Source organism: Falsihalocynthiibacter sp. S25ZX9 (genome assembly GCF_041205405.1).
Taxonomy (GTDB): domain Bacteria; phylum Pseudomonadota; class Alphaproteobacteria; order Rhodobacterales; family Rhodobacteraceae; genus Falsihalocynthiibacter; species Falsihalocynthiibacter arcticus.
Genome location: NZ_JBGFCD010000001.1, coordinates 94,815 through 119,256, shown reverse-complemented (window position 1 = coordinate 119,256; position 24,442 = coordinate 94,815). Strand labels below are relative to the sequence as shown.

Here is a 24,442-nt window from a genome sequence, read left to right as displayed (position 1 = left end):
TCTAAGGCCTTCGCTAAACCTTGATAGGTGATAGGAGGCGCTTGCTCGGCAACTCGACAAAGAAGTGACCGGACGCGCAATGCCAAACCGTTACCCGCAGTGATGCTCTCAGTTGAACCAACATGTTGCACTAAATTTCTCCCAATCACCTCCAACCTGCGACGTTCTTGCCAAAGTGTCAATTTCCGAAAAAGACCCGCGCTAAAAGTAGCGTATTTGAATGCTGAGCCTAAATGGGAAGAACCATATTTTTTCCCTTTGGCATTCAAATAAACAGGCATCAATCGATATGTGCTTTGGAGCGAAATACGAGAATGCGGCTTTCTAATAGAAGCACCGGCCCCTGACAAAAAAGGGCCACTTAGACACGGCGCTTATGTTTTTCTAACCTAAAAGGGGGCGACTTTTCCGAACCATTTCAGAATGGTGGTCGCCCAAGGGATAAATGCCAAGACTCAGTTCAATAATGGGTAAATTAAAACACAGCTGTCATGTTTGTCGCGTTCAGAGGTGGCAAGACACCAGAAGTTGCCAGCCGATTCACTGCTCAAAGCACATGTAATACAAAGGTGTCTGGGCAAAAAACTACCGACCCCACGCCGCATGCGGATATCTGAAATACTCACACACCAGACCCGAAACGAGCGGTCAGCTGTCAGATCCCAAAGCAAGTAAGTGTAAATCATATGCTGAAGGTGTTTAACGTCCGACGCGCGTTTTAAAACATCGCGCACCACCAATTAACTTGTCTTGGATTAAAACTTGTCGATTGTAGCGTCTTCGACTGGCACGTACCCTACTACCCTTGGCACCGCCGCAGCCGTACTCTTGATCGCTGGACGCTTCCACGCAAACTTGGCATTGGAAACAGGCGAATGGTTCTTTCGCTTCGTCTATTTTACGTCGCTCCAATATGCCCATCCACCGTAGCTAAAGGCCCAAAACCCTTCTGCCACGCAAATTGCCGCCTCGATCCAGCCAACACAGGCGCATCCTAATTCACGGTCGAATGCAAATTCCAGGACTTGTTCCGACCGGTATGCATATCATCCCTTTCTCCACTCCGCTTCTTGAAGGACGTGCGAAAGCTTGTCCACGAGTGCGCGGACGCGCCTTGGTTGTGCGCGGCTTGGCGGAAAAAGCATTTGCAACAGAGTCGGCGACGGCGGATGATTTTCCAAGAGCGAGACAAGGTTGCCCGCTTTGATCTCAGCACTTACATCCAACTCTGATTTCAGAATGATGCCATGGCCTTCAAGACACCACTGCTGCACGAGAGCACTGTCATTGGCCACGCGGTTACCCCGCACAGACACGATTTGTGGGAGGGGACTTGGTCCGAACTGCCAGACATTATCCAACTTCGCGCCAAATCGCATCACCAAGCAATTATGCTCCTTTAGATCGGCAGGGATTTGGGGGGCTCCGTGTTTTTCCAAATAGGAGGGAGACGCACAAACAAACCTGCGACTATGACCCAAACTTTTGGAGCGCAGGGAACTGTCTATTGCGGGGCCAAACCGAAACGCCATGTCAAACCCCTCCCCCACGAGATCGACGTATCCGTCCGAGAGCAGTAATTCGATCGAAATCGCAGGATGATCGGACAAGAATTCCGTGATTCCTCTTGAAATATGGGTGCGCCCAAGATTGCTTGGGGCGCTTATGCGGATTGGACCCGAAAGCGTTTGCGCCCCAAACCGGATACGCGCTTCAAGGTCCTCAACTTCTCCGAGTACCTGCTTGGCGCCGTCAACAAGCGTGCGACCTTCTTCGGTAAGGCTGATTGCACGCGTTGTACGATTCAAAAGAACGACCCCGAAATGCGCTTCCAAGGCGGCTAAGCGTTCTGAAACGGTGGTTGAGGATAGCCTCAATTCGCGGCCAGCAGCAGTGAGGCTGCCTTTTTCGACGATTTGCAAGAATAGGGCGATATTATTGAGCAACATTGTACGGTTTCTCCGGATTATTATTCCGAATACTGCCCGTTTATCCGCCACACGCAAGTCGTTAAGTGATGTCACACAACAACAATGGAAACGTCAAAATGCCCAAACTTACCATCGTCGCTAATATTAAGGCCAACCCAGATCAAATCGAGTTGGTCAAAGCCGAGTTATTGAAACTCATCGATGCGACCCGCGCAGAGGCCGGTTGTGTCAACTATGACCTTCACCAAGACAACGAAAACCCCAGCCACTTCATGTTCTATGAAAACTGGGACACCCGAGAATTGTGGCAAACGCATTTGAACGCTCCGCATATTGGTGCCTATAAAAAAGCCACCGACGGTGCCGTTGCTGAATTCATTTTGAATGAGATGACAATCGTGAGCTAAACGATTGAAATTAGGAGAAATACCATGAAAGCTGTTGCCCTTACACATTACCTACCCATCGAAGACCCAAATTCGTTTTTAGATGTGGAGCTTCCCAAGCCGACGGCACTGGGGCGTGATCTTTTGGTCGCGGTCAAAGCCATTTCCGTTAATCCAGTCGACACAAAAGTTCGCAGCCCCAAAGATACGGTGGAAGAAACGCCACGCGTTTTGGGCTGGGATGCGAGCGGTGTTGTTGAGGCCGTGGGGCCAGAAGTGACGCTTTTCAAACCGGGTGACGCGGTCTATTACGCGGGCGATATCACACGCGCGGGATCGAATTCCGAGTTTCAACTCGTTGATGAGCGTATCGTCGGAATAAAGCCAAAATCTCTTAACTTTGCCGAAGCTGCGGCGTTGCCCCTCACAACAATCACAGCTTATGAATCGTTTTTTGATCGATTGGGGATCGACCGTGACGGTGCTAACAAGGGGCAAACCCTCTTGATTATTGGCGCGGGTGGGGGTGTTGGATCGATCGGCATTCAGCTCGCTAAAGCCGCGGGTCTCGTGGTCATTGCCACAGCGTCCCGTCCCGAAACGGTAAGCTGGGTTAAGGAACTTGGGGCGGATCACGTTGTGAACCATCGCCAACCAATGGTAGAGCAAGTCCGCGCCCTTGGCTTCCAACATGTTGATCATATTGCGATTTTCAATGACATGCGGCATTGGGATACTGGGGTCGAACTTATTCGTCCCCAAGGAGCAATCGTCACAATCGACGACACCAATTTGCCGATGCCGATGGCGGGAATGAAAACCAAGGCTGCGAGTTTGCATTGGGAACTCATGTTCACACGCGCCATGTTTGAGACGCCCGACATGATAGAGCAGCACAAACTGCTCACCTATGTTTCGGGTGAAATCGACGCGGGGCGCATTCGGACGACCGTCAGCGAAATCCTCTCGCCGATCAACGCACAAAATATGCGTGCGGCCCACAAGCTCATTGAAACGGGCACTGCTAAAGGGAAAATTGTGGTCGAGGGTTTCTAGCGAACCTGTGCAACCAACCAATGGAAAAGGAGCTTCGCGGGGCTCCTTTTTTTTCGGTTTTGGGCGACTTAAAGGGATGTATGTTTACGCCCTTTCAAATTTTCGCGCCCACCGAAAGCTCATCATGAGAAGGAACATGATCAAGAATTGCCCCGAAATGTCGCCGATCGAATAAGCGAGGGATGCGCGCAACATTTCCATCGGAGCCAGATCAAAATGATACAGGTTTAACGCCAGAGCATTGATCAACGATGCCATCACACCAACGATCAAGAGGCTGCGCCAATCGAAATTGGGTTTCCCACCATTACCCACAGCGTTTTTCAACTTTTCGTAAATCCAGAAACTCAAAGGGGCACACAAAAGGCTTGCACCCACGGAGATAAGATTAATTTCAGCCCCGCCTTTCCAACCGCTTAAGTAGTAGTGGGTTTGCAAGGTGGCCGGTGCTAGAAAGACAACCGCCTTCCAACCATAGAATCGGGCCACCAAAACCCGTACGCCATGCGGCAAGTACAATAAGCTCGCGTAAACCGGAATGGTTCCAAACACGGCATTCTGAAAAGGGAAAATAATGAGAAACGTCACATAAAAACAAACTAGATAAGCGGATGTGACCAAAATCATTGGCACAATCCAAGTGCTATCACGGAACATTTACAAACCATCCTATGCCCAAAGCACACCGCGCCAAAAACTTAAATAAATAATATTTTTCAATAAGATACAGGAAAATTCCCTCCCATTAAGCGCAGCCCGCCTTATGAGGTCTTAAAGTTAGCTTTCTTAAACCGATACAGACCCGTTTTCGTACCGTCTTCATGAATAATATACCCTTTTGAAACCAGGGATTTTAGGGCGCGATGGAATGTGGGTTTCGTCAAGCTGTCGGTCAACTCATGGGATTTTATCAAACTGGAATGAATTGCGCTTCCGCCTTCCAAATCGATGACAGCATACAAAATAGACTTCTCGGACTCCGACAACGTGTCAAACCCCAAGTCCTTCTCCATCCCGAGAAGCATTTTTTTCAGCTGAGCAGCAATTGCAAAAACCGACATAGGATAGGCCTACTCCTTAAGATTATGTCCCTTCATTTTGCCACCAAACTGTAAACAATCAAGGAAATTATATTATTTCAACGAATAGACTGCCGTTTGGGGAAAGGGTTGCACCGAAGCACAACCCTGATACTCGTCAATCATGCCCTAACAATTGAGCATGAGGATTCTAGGTTACAGTATCAAATTGAGAATTGGTACAATTTTCAATCCCTTGTGCCCTAACCAAAAACGTAGATTCATTTCTTCTTGGCCAAGGGGTCGGCCTCATCCGACCTTGGGGCTGGTTTTTCACTCAAGATAGCCGCGATTTCCGAGGTTAAATCCGCCGCCCACTCTTGTGCATATTCGCGGACTTTGGATGTGTAGGTGTCATTTTCTTCATAGGAAAGTTCCGGATCATAGTGCTCTGCCATAGCCAGAATTGATTTTCGGTCACTCACATCAAAGGCCTGACACGCACGATCCGCTTGCGCGCGTGTGGCCCCCAGAGCCTCCAAACCAGAGCGCCCCATGCGCAGGGAACTATCGTAGGTTTCACGGATAACGTCTCGACATCCAGCGAACCAAAGATCGTACACATGATTTCGATCGATGGCGCGCGCCACAACATGCACATGCGGATGCGTCTGTGTTACGTATTTCACCAGTTCCGTGATCGCTTCTTTGCCGTCGATGGCAACGACCAACATCTTGGCCTGATCAATCCCCGCCGAATGGAGCATATCGGGGCGCGTCGCGTCGCCGTAATAGGCCCGGACGCCAAATTTACTCAACATATCGAGCTGCTTGGAGCTAAAATCAATCACAGTCGGCGTATAACCTGCGCTTTGTAAAATCCGCGACACAATACCGCCAACACGGCCATGTCCGGCAATAATGATGTGGCTATTCTCGGGAACCTCATCCGCCTCTCGCTCCAAATCAACAAGGTAGCGCGGCGCAATCACACGATCGTACAGAATGAACAAAGCCGGCGTCAGGAGCATCGACAGCGCCACAACGAGCAACAACTGGTCCGCGATTTCTGCGGGAATGACGTTCGCGCCAACGGTGAAGGACAGTAAAACGAACCCAAACTCACCCGCCTGCGCAAGGCCCATCGCAAACAGCCAGCGATCACTTCCAGAGAGTTTAAACAAAACGCCCAGAACAAAGAGAACACCCGCTTTGATCGCAATCAATCCGAGCGTAAGGCCGATGATTGACCCGAGATTTGCAAACAGCAGGGGGAAATTTACGCTGGCACCAACGGTCATAAAGAAAAGACCGAGCAAAAGGCCTTTGAACGGTTCGATGTCGGACTCAAGCTCGTGGCGGTATGGGCTATTGGCCAAGACAACGCCGGCGAGAAACGTGCCCAACGCAGGCGAGAGGCCGACAAGAGACATGAGCAAAGCAATGCCGATCACAATCATCAACGCCGTTGCGGTAAACAACTCGCGCAATTGGGCACCCGCGATAAAGCGAAAAATCGGGCCTGTCAGATAATTGCCACCAATGGCGACGGCAGCAACGGCAGCAATCGTAACAAGCGTGGTTTGCCAAGCATTTAACCCCGCGACCAGACTCATCCCATCTTCATGTGCACCGGCGTCAGCGACCGATGCGGCGTGCTGCACCACATCTGTTAGGTCGGTAAGCGCCAACAAAGGAATGAGGGCCAGCATCGGGATCACGGCAATATCTTGGAACAGCAGCACAGAAAAACTGGCCTGCCCGCCATCGCTTTTCATCAACCCCTTTTCACCAAGGGTTTGCAGCACAATGGCGGTCGAGGACAGGGCAAAGACAAGCCCAATCGCGAGGGCAATACTCCACACATGGCCAAGTGCCAGTGCCGCGAGCATCACAGCGCCCGTCGTAAAGGCAACTTGTGCGCCCCCAAGACCGAGGAGTTTTGCCCGCATAGCCCAGAGCAGTTTTGGCTCAAGCTCCAACCCGACGAGGAACAGCATCATAACAACCCCGAACTCGGCGAAATGCTGAATCGACACGACATCGACGTGCAGGAGCGCAAGCAAAGGAGAAATGAGGATACCCGCGATCAAATATCCAAGCACCGATCCCAACCCGAGCCGTGCCGCAATAGGTACCGAGAAGACCCCCGCGATGAGGAAGATAAAGGCGAGAAGTAAAAAATCTGTCATTTTTGGGCGTCCAATTTTTGGGGTCAGGTAAAACTAGCCGCGTTTTGGCACCAAAAATAGGAAAAACACTGTGCGTGCTTGCGCAATACGTGTGTGCGCGCCCGTTTCCCCGTTGCTACATGGGTTTCGCTAGGGCGTGAACAAGCCCGCGTTGCGCGCAATCATGGCCGCATGTGTACGATTGTTCGCCCCAATTTTTCGCGACAGGTTTTTCATATGGAGCTTTATCGTCACCTCGCGCAGATCCAATTCTCGCGCAATTTCCTTATTGGACAATCCGCGGCAAACCCCCTCAAGAACTTCACACTCACGTTGCGTAAAATCTTTAATTATCGGGTGGACTTCGGCCTTTTCGCCCGTGGATTCCATAAAGGCCGTAGGTAAGAATATTTCGCCCGACGCCATAAATCGCACGGCACTCACAAGCGATTTTGCATGCATCGTTTTTGGGACAAACCCAGCGGCCCCCGCGTTAATGGCCTCCACTGCGGTTTCTTTGCTGGCCACACCCGACATAATTGCCACGGGCTTGCCCTGAGAAACTTTGATCGCTGCGGCAAGGCCTTCAAGTCCGACCATCCCTGGCATACTAAAATCCAAAAGCGTGAGATCATAAGGACGCCCTGTGTTGAGAAGCTCAAGCGCGGTTGGAAAATCCGTTGCCACAGCAACATCCATATCTGTCTCGTTAGCAAGAAGGGAAGAGATCATATCAAGCACCATTGTATGATCATCGATAACCAGAACGCGCAAAAATATCTCCTAGAAATCCATCAAAACCCGAAACTCTTCCGCGCAAGCCTTTACGCCGAAAAAAGAAAGCCAATACAAATCGCAAAAAAAATAAATACTATACAAAAGTATAGACAACTATCCCAAATTGCCAAAACATTTTTTATCGCAGAGACTATATAATAAAAACAATTGAAAAGGACGGTCAATGTATTTCAAACCGGTTTCCATAATTGGCACAGCTGCCATCTTCGCGATCTCACTCACGGGTATAACATACGCGAGTCAAGAGCAGCAGCCACATTCGGAAATTGTATTGACGGTGTCTGGGCAAAACATATTGGGGTATGAAAAGGAAGGGAGTGCTGCGTTTTCAATTGATATGCTCCAAGCACTCCCTAGCGAAACTTTTGTGACCTCGACAATATGGACTGAAGGCGTGCACCGGTTTAAAGGTGTCCCGCTCTCGACACTTCTTGCACAAGTTAAGTCGATTGATGGCGCTGAGCCGGTGACCCTGCGCGCGCGCGCAGCAAATGACTATGCCATCAATTTTCCAGCGCCGGAGGCTGACGATCTCTATCCTATTGTTGCGTATGAAATGGATAGAGAGCTTATGTCCTTGCGAGACAAAGGCCCCCTTTGGATTGTTTATCCCTTTGATACTGAAAAAAAATACCGCACAGAGACCATTTATACCCGCAGCATTTGGCAACTCGAAGAAATTGAAGTCCTCGAGTAGTTTTTTCTCCTCAACGCGAAGATTGCACGCTAAGGTTGCTTTGCGGAAGCGCACCTCCGGAGTTTAGGCGCGAAACCTTCAAGGAGCCGAATGAGCAACATCCGAAAATTCGGCCTCCAACAGTGGCGTTTTGTTGTTCTGAGCCTAGCAATTTTTGGGCTTGTCGCGGCGGTTATCCCCCTGAGTCAATCAGTGCGCGACCATCTTGAACTGCTTGAGTCCTCTCCGAATGGTGGCTCACAATGGACACTAACGCAGCTGAACGTCGAGCAGGCTCGTCTGCAACAAGCTCTCCTTTTGGCAATGCGATCTCCAGATGCGGATTTGGCCCCCCTTCGGCGTAGATTTGATTTGTATTATTCGCGCTCAGAGACTGTTACTTCTATGCGGAGTTCCAAATATCTTACGCCAGATGCGCAGCTAATTGCGCTTCTGGATTCACTCCAAGCCCAAACAATTGAACTTGCAACGATCATCGACCAGCCGGATAAAGAACTGCGGTATGACCTTCCAATTCTATATGCGCAAATTGAGGCTCAGGACACGTTTTTGCAAGAGCTCTCAAGCAAAACAACCAAGATTTTTGCCAAAACTTCTGATGATCACCGCGCACAGTTGTCCAAACTTCTTATTCAAATTTTGGTCATCGCCCTCCTCCTGGCGGTTTCGTTTATTTCAGTCGTGGTCCTCCTCTATCGTTCCGTTCGTGAAGCACGGGCAACTCAAGTAACTCTGACCAATGTCACAGCGCGCCTGCAGTCGACCATCGGGGCGTCGCTTGATGCGGTAATTGTCAGCGATCAAAATGGTGTTCTCTTGGATTATAATGGCGCCGCCGAGCATGTTTTTGGCTATTCGCGCGACGAAGTTCTGGGCAAACAGGCCCTTCACTACCTTATCCCCGAAAGCAATCGATCGATCATGCGCTCGGAAATCCGTCAGCATTTGGAAACCGGCGAGAGCCCCCTTGTTGGAAAGGGGCTCCTGCAACTTAACGGCTTGAAAAAAGGGGGTGAAGTCATCCCAATCGAGGTTTCGATTGCACCCGCTGTCGATGGCGACCAAACGATTTTCATTTCCTTTGTGCGCGACATCTCGGAGCGCGAGGCCATCAAGGAAAATATCCTGCGGTCCCGCGACGAAGCCCTCAAAATGGCCAAGGCCAAATCCGACTTCATTACAATTATGAGCCACGAAATGCGTACGCCTTTAAATGGGGTCATTTCCGCACATGAAGTTTTGTCCTCCACGACGCTTACGCCCTATCAAAACAAATTCTTTTCCATCGCGCGCTCGTCGGCTGCCCATCTTTTAAGCCACGTCAATGATGTTCTAGACATCGCGAGCTTAGATGCCTCAGAAACGGCCCCGCGCAAAGACAGGTTTAGTCCGTTGGAAGTCATTGAGGACATTATAGAGAACGCCCAGTCTCTGGCCCGCGCGCGGGGGAATTCGTTGGGCGCTGATTTCACGGGGGCAGATGCCGGTTTTTACATTGGCGACAAAAGGCGTTTTCGGAGCATCCTAATTAATCTTTTGGGGAACGCAATCAAGTTCACTCAAAATGGGCACATCCAGATTGATTTTGGCACATTTTTGCAAGACAACGAAACTGTTTGCTTTGAGGTGCATGTGACTGACAACGGACTCGGCATTCCCAAAGACAAGCTAGAGGATATATTCAACGATTTCGTGCGGTTGAACACTGGATACGACCGTGACGCAGATGGAACCGGCCTTGGGCTCAGTATTACCCGCCGCATGGTTCAAACGATGAGCGGCGAGATGGGGGTTGAAAGCGAAGTCGGTGCGGGGAGTACATTTTGGGTAAAGCTTCCGTTTGTAAATTGCCCATCGCCAGAGACAAACCTAGGCGCGCCCGCCTTCAACGCGCCCCCGTCCGTTGGGAACCGTTCACAAGGAATTCGGGCCCTTTTAGTGGAGGATAATGCGATCAATAGGACGCTCATGCTGGAGTTTCTTGAGGATGTGGGCCTAGAGGTGCAGACTGCTGAAAACGGGCAAACGGGGGTCGAGGCGGCAAATGCAACGAAGTTTGACTATATATTCATGGATATCAGCATGCCGGTATTAGACGGCATCGCCGCCACGAAAATGCTCCGAGGGAATATGAAGGGCGCGTCTGCGGATGCAAAAATAATTGGGTTCACAGCCCATTCAAGCCAAGAAAGCCGTGATGATTGCCTTGCTGCGGGGATGTATGATGTTCTTGTTAAGCCAGTCAGCCGCGCAGGCATTCTCTCTGTTCTGGGATTTAAGCCCGTGGCAAAAACGGAGGCACCTTCCTTTGGAGACAAGCTTTTGGACCTCCAACAGATAGAAAGCATTAAGGACATCCTGGGGCCTGAACGCTTCGCAAAAACCTGCGCACGTTTTCGCAGTGAGATGAAAAAGGGGTTTCAGGATCTCGTCAAAGATTTAAGAAATCATCCGCCAGTTGGCCAACCCAAAGACCTTGTCATTCAAATTCACAGGCTTGCGGGCCTGAGCGCATCAATGGGAGCCAGCGCGCTTCACGCTAAATTAGCGGCAGCACAATCCGTAGCAGAGACTGACAATATTGACGCTCTTAGAGAGGAACTTAACGCAGCGGAAATTTTTTTGGAACTGACTTTGGGCGCAGAGGTCTATGATGAAGCGGTCACAGCCAATGCTGCCCCAAGGGAAAGGCCCCGTTAATCTTTTATGTGTTAGCATTTAAACAGCAATTTGAACTTGGGCCGCTAAAACACATGCTGGGTTCGAATATGATAAAGACCGCGATGCTGCTCTAAACAGTGAACATAATAGGGACACGCCGCACAAAACTCACTTAGGTCCGAATCTGGACGAAAATTATCAGTAGGAGCAAACAAACTGCCTCAAGACGCCTTAAACCGGAAAAACAGACTACGGTTTTTTCCGAAATTATCTTTATTGCCTGCCATTATTGCCGCGCTTCTGGTTGCGTCCGTTTGGTATGTGACGGAGCTTCAAACTAAAAAGATTTTTGCTCAGTCCTTGAGAGATGATGTCAGCACCCTAGCCAACGACGTACGTGCCAATCTTGAGATTCACCTCAACAGCGACCTCTACCTCGCGCAGGGTCTCGCAGCGGCGCTTTCGGTCGAACCCGACATGTCGCAGGAAAACTTTACTGAGCTTGCGGCGGAATTTTTCCGCAATAGTAAAAACGTTCGCAACGTGGCCGCCGCGCCAGACATGATAATCAAACTCGTTTACCCAACCAAGGGCAATGAGCCGACAATCGGCGTAGATTACAGAACGCTTCCGAATCAGCTGGCGTCCGTGCTGCAAGCTCGCGACACAAAAAAATTGGTTCTCACCGGGCCAGTCGAACTTGTTCAAGGGGGGCGGGCTTTTATTGGGCGCTACCCGATTTTCAACATGCACGCCCCGTCCGAACCCTTCTGGGGGGTCCTTGCAGCCGTCATTGATCTGGACCGTCTTTACTCAACGAGCGGCCTTTATGATCCGTATTCAAAAATCAGCATTGCCCTTGAAAGCCAAGATACTGTGAATGGCGAACGGAAGATGTTTTTTGGGAATATAGAAACAATTCAGAACACCCCCGTTCAAATGGAAGTTCGTCTTCCCACGGGCGCATGGCGAATTTCAGCGGTGCCAAAAGAGGGCTGGAAAACGATACCTCCAGCACTCTGGCTTCTTCGAAGTGCGTTTTTGGTTGCAGCCCTGATGATCATTGCGCCCATGCTTGCCTCCGCATTCCTCATACACCAGCGCCATGAGTATATTGATGTTCTTTCGGAGCAAAAGGGCGATCTACATCGGCAATCCCGACGCCTTCACCTCGCCATGGAAGCCGCTGGGGCTGGAGTTTGGGAATTTGATGTCGACAAAAAAACGATCATCTGGGATGCGCGGATGAATGAACTGTATGGATACCCCCCCTCCTTTAGGGAACACTACCATACTGATTGGGCGGCTCGCATTCACCCGGAAGATCGCGAACGAGCAGAAGCTGATTTTGAGGCTGGGGTTGGTGGGCGCGTTCATTTTAGATCCGTTTACCGAATCCTATTGCCAAATGGCGGCATTCGCCATGTCCGTTCTTTAGCAAACATAATTCAATTCAAAGGGCGTACAAAAATTGTTGGAGTAAATTGGGATGTTACCGAAGAAACAGAAATGCAAAAATCGCTCGAGGCCGCAAATCAAAATTTAAAGGAGAAGAACTTTGAAATAGAACTGGCGAGACAGCGCGTAGAGTTCCTTGCTCACCACGACGCACTTACTGAACTTCCCAATCGTCGCTTCCTTGATCAACGCCTTGAAGAACACAAAGTGAGCTACGCCGCGGGCGAAGCTTTTGCTGGTGTTCTCCAGATAGATTTGGACGGATTTAAGACTGTAAATGACACATTAGGCCATTTCGCAGGTGACAATATTCTAAATCAAGTCGGCAATATCCTAAGAACTCTTATTGACGATCAAGATCATGTTATTAGACTCGGTGGAGATGAGTTCATCATTTTCATTAGCAGAAAAAGTAAGAGTTTTTTCGCGCAAGAGAACCATCTGCAAACCCTCGCGGAAAAAATAATCCGCCGATTATCCTTACCTCTCAGTGTTTCAAATGGAAAAATAACAATTGGGGCGTCGATCGGTATTGCTACGGACGCTATTTCCACGACAACTCCACAAAACATCCTAAGGGACGCCGATGTCGCATTATATGAGGCTAAAATCTTGGGAAGAGGCCAGTTTCAACTCTGCGACGCAGAACTTCGACGCACTTTAGATCGCAAAAATAGTTTTCTATCTGAGATAGAAATCGCGCTGACAGAAGGGCAAATGATACCCTATTATCAACCCCAATACAGCGGTTCGGATTTGTCGTTTTTTGGTGTCGAAGCGCTCGCCCGTTGGAACCACCCAACCCGTGGCCTTCTCACTCCCAAAGATTTTCTTGAAAACGCAAAAGAAATAGGAAGAGATGCCGATATTGACCGTGCAATACTTCTTTGTGTTTTAGCAGATCGCATTAGCTGGCAAAAGGCGGGAGCCATTGTACCAAGGATTTCGGTAAATGTGTCCGCGAGGCAGATAGCTAGTCCACATATTTTGGATGACCTCGCAAAACTGGATATTCCACGTGGTTCCATATGTTTTGAATTAGTAGAATCGATTTTTATGGATGATGAAAATCAAATGCTGAAAGATAATGTTGCAGGCATAAAGGACATGGGAATCGAAATTGAAATCGATGATTTTGGAACAGGGTTCGCGTCGATTGTTGCCCTACAAAAGCTTCGCCCCATGCGCCTTAAAATTGACAATCAACTTGTTACTCCAATTAGTTTCTCCCCGTCCGCGCGGAAAATTGTTGCTTCTCTAATTGAGATTGGGCGCTCCCTTGATATTGAAGTTATCGCTGAGGGCATTGAAACCCAATTTCACATCGACACCCTTCGAAGCATGGGATGTCACGCGCTCCAAGGCTACGCACTTTGTCGGCCGATGTCGGGGGATAGCTTTTTTGAACTCCTCGTGCGAGATAAAATTCATGTGGGAAAAGTGACGACCTCATAGAACAGGCCAACATTCGCAAATCTTTCACTGTCTTTAACTTAAAAATACAAAACTAAAATTTGGTCAGACCGACGCGCGCCTTTGTATTAGATCTAGAAAATTTTGGCATAAACAGTAATAAAACGCTTCCCAAGAGACCCTCGGACGGTCGTGATGTTCTAAACTACTCATGTTTTTTAGAAGCTTTGGTCCGTTTCCTGCATCAGTTTATTTAGCAATTAGCAGTAGTCCCCCCAATTATGAATGGACGATCAATTCAGTCGTTCATAGCAACACACGTGAAAGTTCACTAGACTTAGAGGCGTGCTTGAATGCAACTGCGTTCGCCTAAAGATGACCAGAAGTAGTCCGTGATTTCAAGTGAACCCTTGCAGTGTGGTCAGCATTAACGGCACCGAACTGAGAGGTAGCGCAATTCTGAAATGGCAGGAAGACCGCAAAGTCGAAGGGTATTAAATCGCCCATGGCAAACCAATGCAGAACGGATTTTTCCAAAGCTTCAATGGACGTATGACAGATGAATGCCCGAACGAGCACCTATTCGATAAACTGGGCCTGCCCGCAATCTAGTGGCGGCATAGTGCATCGCGACAACTAACACCGCCCGCATTCCAGCCTCGCTGGCATGTCACCAGCTGGATATGTTAACAGACCAAAGAAAGGCCAAACCTGAGCTGGACTAACTCACATTAGCGGCCACTTAGGGGAACAGGTCATTCAGTATACATGTGTATTTATGTTTATCGCATGATGCTACTTGGTTATGAATTTCCTGGGAACGGTTTTGACTCCCCACATAAGGATTCGCCTTTAGGGCAACCGATCATCAAGATTTTTTCTATTCCAAAAAGTCTGTGTTTTCTTCAAATTCATCGCTTGACCTTATCCAAACATTTACCTAAACAGCCATTCAGTATGGCGGAGTAGCTCAGTTGGTTAGAGCAGCGGAATCATAATCCGCGTGCCGGGGGTTCAAGTCCCTCCTCCGCTACCAAAACTTCAATAGTTTACCAAATAAAACCACCACCTTAATAGAAATGCGAATTGGCTTTGAACCCGCATTGTATCCAACAATGTGATTCATTTTTTCTTAAGCCACCCTGAGACAAACCTAATGATCTGAATTAAGGTCAAATCCTACATTGTAGAGGAGATTTTCCAGCGCGCTTACTTGACCGTTTGGAATTAGGGAAACACTACCTACGAATTGGCAATTGAAACGAATACTCCAAAAAAGATGACTGATCATTTGTGCATTCGTCCTGCTCCCACATTGGACTTAGGCAAATTGAAAGAAGGCCTGCTCTGTAAACGAAGTGGTTATCGAGTGGCAAAATATCAGAGGCCGGATTCGGAACTGCTTTCACTTGTACGCCATTTCTAAACACCATCAGGGCCGTTCTTCGCCATCACAAAATTGCTTCGCGGGCGACACTAACTACACTTGATTCATAGCAACATGAACGTCATCCAAAGAGCCATCTGAACCAAATTGTACGCCCATGGAAATGCCGTAAGCGCTCCACCATCCACTAAGCTGTTTTTGAAAAAAACCTTTCCGAGCGGTGAAACCTCTTTGTATAAAGACATCGTCGCGTTCAACGAATGGCCAATCCGGGGATGTCCGTCGTCAGTTTTTTTTGGAACCAAGAGCTACCTAAACTAAGAGGGAATTCGGCTCATCTGGTTGGTCTCATTATCCGGCGCGCTAGCGGTGATGCAAGCGCCGCGCTTCGAGCGATTTACGCTTGATCCTTTTACTTTGTTGTAGAATGTGTTTGTCGCGTCGGAAGTAGCCGTCGGCGGGTTAGACTTTGTTCAGACTCTCACCCCTCTCTAGTGATGCATGCGCCACCAGCTGGTCAAGGAGGATCGCTAGCGCGCGACAAAGGTTTCGATTTGAGCTTTGAGATCGCCGGGCAGGAAGTGATGCTCTAGCAGAATGCTATTCTTCAGATCTGATGCATCAGCACCCAATAATCACCACGCCCATCACTGATCCGCTGTGCAGTAATTCCGTAAGGAAACTTTGCGTTGACGCCCTCAGCGACCCAAGTGAAACGGACATACTGAGAGGGTACAGAAGTGTTGGACGGATGTCAGTCTGATAGCGTGAACAAGATTGACCCCAAAGCAAGAACGGGGAGCTTACATCGAGGATTTGCAAAAAAAAGATGGCGGCCGCATTCGCAACTAAACGGGAAAATCCCCTGGGCATTTCAACGAAGCGCGGCCTAACATGCGAGGGGAGACGGGATCCTTTGCACGACGAATCCAACCTTATTAATGGCTAGACGGGCGGTGCGTTGTAGGAACATGTGGCGCTTGCGTCACAGCTTTTGCACTGGCATAAAGAAGCCAATCGAACGAGACAAGTTTTCTGCTTGTTAAGAACAATCTCAGTTCCAATACCCTGACGAAGGGCACGTTATATATGACGACGACTGCAATCACCGGAGAGCCGTTTATAACGACGACACCCCCCGAAATCTCGGGGCCTCATTCGGGGTTTTACTTGTCCGGTGATGACATCAACCGGAACCATCGTCGTTTTGGATTGTACGATAAACAGCTTAACGCGCTTCCCAATAGTGACGTTATTTCAGCGCAACTCATGACCACATCTCAAGCCCAAGTCGATGTTCCTACCGACGTGAAAACGATATCTGATCCGGTCCTATTTGCTGGCCTTATTACCGAACAATTTGGTCATATTTTACTTAATTCGATAGGGCGACTTTGGGCCCTTAGTAATTTGCCTGAAAATACCAGGATTGTTTTTCTCCCCAAAAGGAAATCCAATCGAAAACTCTACCCACATATCCAACCTATCTTGGACGCCTTTGGCATAAAAAACGAATTTATCATCTCAAAGGGCCCCTTTTTTTTCGAGGAGATCTATACATCTGCGGATTTATTTGGAGAGCGGTTTAGCGGGTATGGCACGAAACACTTCTTTGAATGGATCGATCAAAAGTTTCCGACAAAAGGGCCTGTGATCAAGGGTCGAAAAATCTATGTAACCCGCTCTAATTTCGGCCCGAAATACGGACGCTTTGCTTGTGAAGAGCACCTTGAAAAACTACTCCAAGCACAGGGGTATGAAGTTTTTGCACCTGAACAACACAGCATAACTAAGCAGGTACAAACCTTTCAAAGTGCAGAGAAATTAATCTTTGCAGAATCTTCGTCGCTGCATTTGTACTCGCTGATATGCAGAAGGTTTCAACAGGTTGCGATCATCAACAGACGCGAGAAATTACCTGATTTGATAAGCAACCAACTTTACTCCCGCCCCGGCCCTAGAATCTCCATCATCAACTCCATATCGGATATTTATTGGCCCCCAATCCGGTCTGACCATTTGTCTGTGTCCCTGTTGGATTTTAACGCGCTTCAAGAAAGACTGGTGGCAGAAGCCCTCATTGATCCGAAAATTGCATGGGCTTCCCCCTCGCATGAGGAACAGGAGCAATCGTTACGTGCCGGAGTTTTACCGGACCAAAAAATGCTAACCGCTGACGAACGTTCCGAGTTTCTTGCAGAAATTCGACGAAATCGAAAAAAAGCTTAAGGCGATACAAATTCTGGTTTGGCTACCGAATCTACAGAAAGTCGTACCTTATCAAATATCTCGTACCCGCCGTCGACAAAGCTTTCACATGGTGTGTATGAGAAGGTTTCATTGAATTTGGAGACGCCATATTCTTCCAGAGTAGGGTCCTGCCACTCCGAAACGATTTCATCATATTTTGAATGCAATACTTTGGATTCTGGATTCAGATTATGCACAAAAACGAGGCCGGTTGGTTTGCATCCCAGCACGGTAATTTTGAGGTCAGGCCTATGCTTTTTGAGGATCGGAATAAGTTTCCAAACATCCCCAGTCCATGCATCTCGTGGTGCATTCTCGACATCTCTCGTTGTCATTTCAAATGAGAACGGACAGCAATCATGAAGTGCAATAACGCCACCCGGCAATGAGTTTTTTTCTGTGTTCATGAAATCCCGCAGGAGAAATTCCATCAAATGCATCCCGTCCAAAAAACTAAAACTTAGCTTCACGCCAATGGATTCCAATAGTCCGCTAGCAAAAAAATCGTCACTTTTTTTCTGAAGCAGGAGCAGGGCTGGTTTTTCTGAAATTACATCATTTTTAATTCTAAAAAATGGGTCAACGGCGATCGTTTTGCCCCGTACCGCGGCAAAACTTCGACCAGTTCGACACCCGACCTCCATGTACCATTCAAATGTCATGCTTTGATGCAGACGAGCCAAAAAGCGCGTATAGGGTACGTCGGTCGAAATATTGAACATGTATATTCCTAGATTTGAAGGAAAGGGCGTCGTCGCCCCTTTTACCGCAAGTGCACCTTCACTTCCACTGACTTTAAGTGTTGTATTTCCAGTATCTTTTCCGGACTAGAAGAGATCATCCCAAACGATGGATTTCGGTGATAAAGACGTAACCACCGACTGTGATGTGTTGGCTTAGTTTTTCTGATCTCGATCGATAGTGTTCAGGTCAAACGCAGCCAAGCTTGCGCGTATACTGTGAGGCTATCCACTTGTTTTGACGGCGCGACTACATCCGGCGAAGGTATCGCATTAGAGGCCCCGCACAAAAGCGCGGCCCCAATGCTCGTGCCAGTCGCCGAATGACTTCGAAAGATCGGGCGGCCCGTTGCGGCACCCAACATGTCGAGGAAATATGGGTTACGCGCGAAGGGGCCCTCAACAATAGTTGGCCCTTTGGCCCCCGTGAGGCCAAGGCAGGTTTGCGTCATGAGGGCTAGATAATAGGACAGTGCAATCGCCCGCACCCCTGAACCTTCAGCGGGTTCACCGCCATGCCACTGCATTTCATGCCCTTGATACGGCCCGCTTTGGATTTCAACGGCCGGCAGCAACTTGATCCCGCCTGACAACACGGTTTGCTCGTCGCTTTCGGACGCCTCGAAGGGGTGCCCGTTCTGAATTAGTTCGAATTCTCGCCCCCCCATGAAGCGCGCAGAAGGTACCATATCTCCGAGAGCATTCACATTGATCAGGGTGTCGCGGCTGGGATCATTGGCAAAACTCCCCCCACCGACGGACATCGCAATCACCCATGTGCCCGTTGAAACAACCGAAAATGGGGCCTTTTGCGTTAGTAAATGCGGATACAAAGAAGCATTTGAATCGTGAATGCCACAGACCACGGGGGTGCTGGCTGGTAGGCCAGTGACCATCGCGATTTCAGGCAGAAGCGTGCCCAGAACGTCGCCGGATTTATGCACGGGCGCAATTTTTTGTTCGATACCAAGTCGCTGTGGGAGGTCAGAAAACTGCGATTCATGCGGGTTCCATAGGTCCGTGTGGCAGCCGATGGACGTCACATCATTCGCCACGACACCAGTAAGCCGATGTCCCCAATATTGTGGATACCCAACGATATGCGCCGTACGCGCGTTTAAATCTAGGTCCTGAGAAAACTGATAAAGGAGTTGCGCGCCAACGTTCAGCCCGTGAGCCAAGCGCGGCGATCCAGTTTGCGAGAAGGGGGGGCGCAAGGCATCATACCGCGCCGAAATTTCCGCGGGGATCGGATGTTCGTAATCAAGAATGGGTGCTGCCAAGGCGCCCTGAGCATCGAGCAATGCGGCACACGCCCCGTGGGTTGTGACCGAAATCGCGCCCACACCGTGTTCACGATGAAACGACTTGAGCGCGGCCAGCAGGAATTCCCAATGCCCTTCGGTATCAAAATGCGCCCAAGGCGGCCCCGCCAGAACGGTATTGGGGCGGGTGACAACAGCAATTTCTTTTAGGGTCGAAAGATCAACAAGCGCCAGTTTCGCGTTGGTCTTGCCAATATCGATAACGGCTATGTGGCGCGGTTTCGTCATTGCATGTGAAACAACATTGGGAGGGGCGTGGCAACTGGTGCGCCGCCCTGCTCTGTCTCCATTATATCCGCCATATGCGCCCACCATTTTTGCATCACGGGATGGTCCGCAAGCGCGCCCATTCCATGCCCGTCGGAGCGAAGGAGTATTCCAATCAACAGGTTGGTTTCCGCATCAAAATGGATGCTATAGTCGCTCACCCCTGCCTCGTGCAAAAGCGCGACAAGCTCGGGCCAAATGGCATCGTGGCGGCGCTGATACTCGTTCGCCATTCCCACGTTTAGACGCATCCGAAAAACATACCGTTCGCTCATCGTTTCTTCGCCCTTGCGGCCATAGTCCATAGCCGCGGCAATGCAATTACACCGATCAGAAGCAGGCCGATGAATATCGACATGACGATGCCTGGCACATTCAACAGGCCCAGCCCAAAGGTGACAAGCCCCATGACGAAAGCCGCGATAACAACACCGGGAATGGAGCCAGACCCACCAAGGATATTGACACCGCCAAGAACAACCATGGTGACCACCTCAAGCTCCATCCCCTGCGCGATACTTGGGCGGGTAGACCCAAGGCGGGACGTGAGGCAAATCGCGGCCACGCCCGACATCAATCCCGTAAGCAGGAACAGGATGAACTTCACCCGTTGCACGCGAATGCCGCTAAAGAGTGCGCCAGTGGGATTGTTACCAATGGCATAAACCGAGCGACCAAAGCTGGTTTTATGCAGCAACACGCCATAGATCACCGCAATGATAACGAAGAAAAGCATCTCGACGGTGAAGACCCAATAAATATAGCCCTGCCCAAACCATGCGAAGCTTGTTGGGTAGCCCCGAAAGGCGTCGTCGCCCAAAATAATATAGCTGATCCCGCGAAACAGGCTCATAGTGCCGATGGTCACAACAATCGACGGGAGGCCTAAAACGGTAACAAAAACCGCGTTGAACGCCCCGCACAAAAGCCCGACCGTCAAGCCAATCGCCACCAGTTCAGGCGTTCCAGCCCCGTGTTGAACCGCCAAGCCCATTGCCGTACTTGCAAGCGCAATGATGGAGGCCACCGAAAGATCAATCTCCCCTGCGATAATCAACAGGGCCATTGCAAAAGCGATCATCGCTTTTTCGGTGAAATTGAACGTTGCATCGCTCAGGTTCCAAGCGTTTAGAAAATAGGGCGAGGTAAAGCTGTTGACCACAAAAATGGCGACTGCAACGGCAAGCAGGAGGCTTTCCCAACTCCGGAACGTGCGAAAAGCGCGGCTGTTCAGGCGGTCGGGGATATTGCGCAGGGGCGCTAACGTATCACTCATGTGGATTTCTCCGCTGATTTGAGGATGATGCGGCCTTTGGTGCGGCCCGCACTGGCGTTGAAGGCCACGGCGATCAGGATAGCGCTACCAGAAATGGCCAACTGCCAAAACGGAGAGATATTGACGACAGGAAGCGCGTTTTTCACGACCCCCAAAAAGAGGGCTCCCAAAACGGCACCGCCGACCGAGCCAATCCCACCCGCAATCGAAATGCCGCCGATCACGCAAGCGGCCACAACTTCGAGTTCAAACCCACCGGCGATATCCACATAGGCCACGGCATAACGCGCCACCCAAAGATACCCAGTGAGGCCAGCCAGTGCGCCGGAGATCACAAAGGCAAAAAACTGCGTTTTGCCCACGTTGATGCCAGTGTAAACGGCCGCGTGTGGATTCCCCCCCACGGCATAGATCGACCGACCTAAAGGCGTGCGCGACATCACCACAGCAAAGATGACGACGGCCACAATTGCAGCCCAAGAGAGGATTGGCAAACCAAGAATTTCAGCGCGCGGGAAGCCGGTAAAAGAGGCGCTCATCTCATGGGAATTGACCCATTTTCCGTCGGAAATCAAAAAGATCATGCCCCTAAAGATTGTCATTGTACCCAGTGTCACCACGATGGGCGGGATCGACAGTTTCCACACCAAGATACCGTTAATCGCCCCCATCAGCCCGCCAAGAAGGATGGCAATCGCAATGATCACTGGAATGGGCAGGTCGGGAAAAGCCACGTTGATCATTGCCACGGCCATACCTGTGAGTGCAAGATTTGCCGCGACCGAGAGGTCGATGCAACGGGTCAAAATAACGACCATTTGGCCCAAGGCCAGTATGATCAACGGGGCGGTGTCATTGAAGACATTGGCAAGATTCGCAGGGGCGACAAAGCCACTAAATCGCGATGCGGCCAAGATAAGCAAGAGGCCAATGGCACCCGCTAGGATAGTTTCGCGCACGGGGATTTTACGAGATAGCATAGCCCTATGCCTCCTGATTTTGGGGTGCCGTAGAGATGCCAGCAGCATAACGCACGAGGGTTTCAGGGCGCAAGTCATCACCAGAAAGTTCCGTCGCAATCAGCCCGTCGCGCATTACGATCACACGGTCGGACATGCCAATCACTTCTGGGATTTCGGAACTGACCAAAATAACGGAAAGTCCCTGCGAGGCCAATTCCGCCATGAATTCATGCACCGCCGCTTTTGACCCGATGTCGATACCTTTGGTGGGTTCATCAAGGATGATGACCTGTGGCTGAGTGGCGAGCCATTTCGCAATGACCACCTTTTGTTGGTTCCCGCCAGAGAGATTACCCACGTCTTGATCCAGTGAGGCCGCCCGCAGATCGAGCCGTTCTGCATATTCACGTGCCAGTTTGAATTCCTCGGCGAGTTGCAAAAAGCCATTTCGTGAAGTGCGTTTGAGCGACGGTAACGTGATGTTTTGGAAAATTGGCAGGCCGATCACTGCGCCCTGTTTACCGCGATCTTCGGGCACGTAAACGATCCCGTTGGCGACCGCATCCGCAGGCGAGCGGATGACGCGAATTTTGCCATTGATTTTGCACACACCCTTGGTGGGTTTTGTAATACCGAACAGCGACTGCATAAACTCCGAGCGCCCTGCCCCCACAAGCCCGTAGAACCCAAGAATTTCGCCACGCTTGAGGGAGAAACCGATATCGTCAAATTCCGTTGGATGCGCATATCCGACCACCTGCAAAACTTCCTCGCCGATATCGTGTTTGCGGTCAGGAAAAATCTGTTCCACAGGGCGACCAACCATCATTTTGACCAGCGCGTTTTCGTCGATGTCAGAGATCAGTCCGTCGCCTACAAACGTCCCGTCGCGAAATACGGTGTAGCGGTCGGCAATGCGGAAAATTTCATCGAATTTGTGGCTGATAAACAGGATCGCTTTGCCTTGGGATTTGAGCGTTTCAACCAGCTCATACAACTCCTCAATCTCTTTATGAGAGAGGGCCGCTGTAGGTTCGTCCATAATCACAACACGCGCGTCGACAGAAAGAGCGCGGGCAATCGCAACGAGGTGTTTGCTCGCAATTCCGAGGTCGCGGAGCTGTGCATTGGTGCTGAAAGGTGCGCCGATTTCGTCGAGGAGTATTTGCGCCGCACGTTGCATTTCGGCCTTGTCGATTAGGCCAAATTTTGTGCGTGGAGCGTGGCCGATGAAGATGTTTTCTGCCACGGACAACTCATCAAACAACACGGTTTCTTGGTGGATCGCCGTAATGCCAGCGTCGGACGCCGCATTTGGGCTGCTGAAGGTAATCGGTTCGCCGTTGATGCGGATTGTGCCGCCATCCGGTTGGTAAATGCCTGTCAGAATCTTGACGGTCGTGGACTTCCCAGCGCCGTTTTCCCCAACAAGAGCAGTCACTTGACCCGGATAAAGATCAAGGGTGACCTGATCCAACGCCTTCACGCCCGGAAAGATTTTGGTGATGGCATCCATTGAGACAACGGGCGTATTGGCTGGTGCTGCACGCTCTGTCATGTCGGCACTCTTTCGAAAATGAAGGGGGTTTTTGAAAGGGTCTGGCGCAGGACACCCGCACCAGACCAGATTATGCAAGCAATCTTAGAAGATCGACTTGAAGGCTTCGATGTTGCTGGCGTCGTAAACAAACGGATCAGCCATCGCGCCTTCGTTGGCGTCATCAAGTGTCAAATTGCCCATGCGGCCCATGGGGATTTCCGCGCCGGGAGCAGCGACAACGCCATTTTGGCTCAACTCATAGGCCAACATTGTTGCGGAATAGCCCAGATCGATTGGGTTCCAAATCGCGAAGGATTGCGACGCGCCGCTTTCGATGGCTCCGGCCATTTCCGACGGCAAGCCAAGGCCGGTTACGTTCACTTGGCCAACTTTTCCTGCGTCAACCACCGCTTGTGCGGCTGCAACGATGCCAACAGATGTTGGCGCAATGATTGCGTCGAGGTCAGGATAGGATTGCATAAGGCCTGTGGCCTCGCGGTAGGATTTATCAGCAAGGTCATCGCCGTAAACCGTAGCAACAACTTCGATGCCCGTATAGTCGCCCATAACTTTGTTCATCTCTTCCATCCAGATATTTTGGTTGGTCGATGTTGTCGTAGCCGAAAGCAGTGCAACTTCACCGCCATCAGGCAAGTGATCTGCAGCTAGCTTGATGATCATATTGCCGATCAAAGGGTTTGAGGATGGGTTGAGGTGCAATTGACGCCCCTCTGCTGCCACGCCGGAATCCCAGCTGATGACGGTGATTCCACGGTCCATGGCGCGCTTTAATGCAGGCACAAGGGCGTCGGTATCATTCGCGGAGATTGCAATCGCGTCGACATTCTGCGCGATCAACGCATTAATGACCTCAATTTGGCCTTCGGCTGTTGTGTCTGTTGGGCCCGTATAGATGATCTCGACATTGCCAAGCTCGTCGGCGGCCTCTTGAGCGCCTTCTGCGGCAGCTTCGAAAAAGCCGATACCGAGCGCCTTGACGACCAGTGCGATTCGAACATTTTCCGCAGCCATTACGGGGCTTGCGAACATTGCTGAGACAATAACCGCCGAAGCAGCTAGTTTCTTAAGTACACTCATGGTTTCC

Annotated in this window: 18 protein-coding genes, 1 tRNA gene and 2 pseudogenes; 9 read left to right on the top strand and 12 right to left on the bottom strand. The window is 50.2% G+C overall.

Annotation, left to right across the window (positions count from 1 at the left end):
- Window positions 1-1,046 precede the first annotated feature (1,046 nt).
- Complete coding sequence (locus tag AB9F29_RS00545) at window positions 1,047-1,949, bottom strand: LysR family transcriptional regulator (RefSeq protein WP_369754234.1); 903 nt, start codon at window positions 1,947-1,949, stop codon at window positions 1,047-1,049.
- 98 nt (window positions 1,950-2,047) lie between these two features.
- Between AB9F29_RS00545 and AB9F29_RS00540 the strand changes: the two genes are divergently transcribed.
- Together AB9F29_RS00540 and AB9F29_RS00535 are read left to right on the top strand one after the other, a co-directional pair.
- Window positions 2,048-2,338, top strand: a complete 291-nt coding sequence (locus AB9F29_RS00540) for a putative quinol monooxygenase (RefSeq protein WP_369754233.1) — start codon at window positions 2,048-2,050, stop codon at window positions 2,336-2,338.
- Window positions 2,339-2,362: 24 nt separating this feature from the next.
- Window positions 2,363-3,373: a zinc-binding alcohol dehydrogenase family protein gene (locus tag AB9F29_RS00535; protein ID WP_369754232.1), complete on the top strand. Its 1,011-nt coding sequence runs from the start codon at window positions 2,363-2,365 to the stop codon at window positions 3,371-3,373.
- 84 nt (window positions 3,374-3,457) lie between these two features.
- Here the strand turns inward: AB9F29_RS00535 and AB9F29_RS00530 are convergent, their stop codons facing one another.
- From AB9F29_RS00530 to AB9F29_RS00515, 4 genes are all read right to left on the bottom strand, one after another.
- On the bottom strand, window positions 3,458-4,030 hold the full coding sequence (locus tag AB9F29_RS00530; RefSeq protein ID WP_335586785.1) for a hypothetical protein: 573 nt from the start codon (window positions 4,028-4,030) through the stop codon (window positions 3,458-3,460).
- A 104-nt stretch (window positions 4,031-4,134) separates the two neighbouring features.
- Window positions 4,135-4,434, bottom strand: a complete 300-nt coding sequence (locus tag AB9F29_RS00525; RefSeq protein ID WP_335586786.1) for a hypothetical protein — start codon at window positions 4,432-4,434, stop codon at window positions 4,135-4,137.
- 239 nt (window positions 4,435-4,673) lie between these two features.
- Complete coding sequence (locus tag AB9F29_RS00520) at window positions 4,674-6,584, bottom strand: cation:proton antiporter (protein ID WP_369754231.1); 1,911 nt, start codon at window positions 6,582-6,584, stop codon at window positions 4,674-4,676.
- Between the two features lie 129 nt (window positions 6,585-6,713).
- Window positions 6,714-7,337, bottom strand: coding sequence for a response regulator transcription factor (locus AB9F29_RS00515; protein ID WP_335586788.1), 624 nt, complete (start codon window positions 7,335-7,337; stop codon window positions 6,714-6,716).
- A gap of 187 nt (window positions 7,338-7,524) precedes the next feature.
- Between AB9F29_RS00515 and AB9F29_RS00510 the strand changes: the two genes are divergently transcribed.
- From AB9F29_RS00510 to AB9F29_RS00480, 7 genes and pseudogenes are all read left to right on the top strand, one after another.
- Window positions 7,525-8,058 carry an oxidoreductase gene (locus AB9F29_RS00510; protein ID WP_369754230.1) on the top strand — a complete coding sequence of 178 codons (534 nt, stop codon included), beginning with the start codon at window positions 7,525-7,527 and terminating at the stop codon, window positions 8,056-8,058.
- Window positions 8,059-8,148: 90 nt separating this feature from the next.
- Window positions 8,149-10,758, top strand: a complete 2,610-nt coding sequence (locus tag AB9F29_RS00505) for an ATP-binding protein (RefSeq protein WP_369754229.1) — start codon at window positions 8,149-8,151, stop codon at window positions 10,756-10,758.
- Window positions 10,759-11,196: 438 nt separating this feature from the next.
- Window positions 11,197-11,526: pseudogene (locus AB9F29_RS00500) on the top strand (CHASE domain-containing protein); the annotation flags it as partial.
- A gap of 249 nt (window positions 11,527-11,775) precedes the next feature.
- Complete coding sequence (locus tag AB9F29_RS00495; protein ID WP_369754410.1) at window positions 11,776-13,632, top strand: putative bifunctional diguanylate cyclase/phosphodiesterase; 1,857 nt, start codon at window positions 11,776-11,778, stop codon at window positions 13,630-13,632.
- A 456-nt stretch (window positions 13,633-14,088) separates the two neighbouring features.
- Window positions 14,089-14,184 (top strand): annotated as a pseudogene (locus AB9F29_RS00490) (integrase core domain-containing protein); the annotation flags it as partial.
- A gap of 365 nt (window positions 14,185-14,549) precedes the next feature.
- Window positions 14,550-14,626: transfer RNA gene (locus AB9F29_RS00485), tRNA-Met, on the top strand.
- A 1,440-nt stretch (window positions 14,627-16,066) separates the two neighbouring features.
- Entirely contained in the window at window positions 16,067-17,206 is a 1,140-nt protein-coding gene (locus tag AB9F29_RS00480; RefSeq protein ID WP_369754228.1) for a glycosyltransferase 61 family protein, read from the top strand.
- Here the strand turns inward: AB9F29_RS00480 and AB9F29_RS00475 are convergent.
- The 7 genes from AB9F29_RS00475 to rhaS all read right to left on the bottom strand — a co-directional run bounded on the left by AB9F29_RS00475 (window position 17,203) and on the right by rhaS (window position 24,435).
- Window positions 17,203-17,949 carry a hypothetical protein gene (locus AB9F29_RS00475; RefSeq protein ID WP_369754227.1) on the bottom strand — a complete coding sequence of 249 codons (747 nt, stop codon included), beginning with the start codon at window positions 17,947-17,949 and terminating at the stop codon, window positions 17,203-17,205. The genes AB9F29_RS00480 and AB9F29_RS00475 overlap by 4 nt on opposite strands.
- Before the next feature lie 203 nt (window positions 17,950-18,152).
- Window positions 18,153-19,520, bottom strand: a complete 1,368-nt coding sequence (locus AB9F29_RS00470; RefSeq protein WP_335586499.1) for an FGGY-family carbohydrate kinase — start codon at window positions 19,518-19,520, stop codon at window positions 18,153-18,155.
- Window positions 19,517-19,834, bottom strand: a complete 318-nt coding sequence (locus AB9F29_RS00465) for an L-rhamnose mutarotase (RefSeq protein WP_335586500.1) — start codon at window positions 19,832-19,834, stop codon at window positions 19,517-19,519. The genes AB9F29_RS00470 and AB9F29_RS00465 overlap by 4 nt, the downstream gene beginning before the upstream one ends.
- On the bottom strand, window positions 19,831-20,835 hold the full coding sequence (locus tag AB9F29_RS00460) for an ABC transporter permease (protein ID WP_039004490.1): 1,005 nt from the start codon (window positions 20,833-20,835) through the stop codon (window positions 19,831-19,833). The genes AB9F29_RS00465 and AB9F29_RS00460 overlap by 4 nt, the downstream gene beginning before the upstream one ends.
- Complete coding sequence (locus tag AB9F29_RS00455) at window positions 20,832-21,815, bottom strand: ABC transporter permease (RefSeq protein WP_039004491.1); 984 nt, start codon at window positions 21,813-21,815, stop codon at window positions 20,832-20,834. Before AB9F29_RS00455 ends, AB9F29_RS00460 begins: the two co-directional genes overlap by 4 nt.
- A 4-nt stretch (window positions 21,816-21,819) precedes the next feature.
- Window positions 21,820-23,355, bottom strand: coding sequence for a sugar ABC transporter ATP-binding protein (locus AB9F29_RS00450; protein ID WP_369754226.1), 1,536 nt, complete (start codon window positions 23,353-23,355; stop codon window positions 21,820-21,822).
- A gap of 84 nt (window positions 23,356-23,439) precedes the next feature.
- Window positions 23,440-24,435 (bottom strand): rhamnose ABC transporter substrate-binding protein, encoded by a 996-nt coding sequence (gene rhaS, locus AB9F29_RS00445; protein WP_335586502.1) that lies wholly within the window; start codon window positions 24,433-24,435, stop codon window positions 23,440-23,442.
- Window positions 24,436-24,442: the final 7 nt, after the last annotated feature.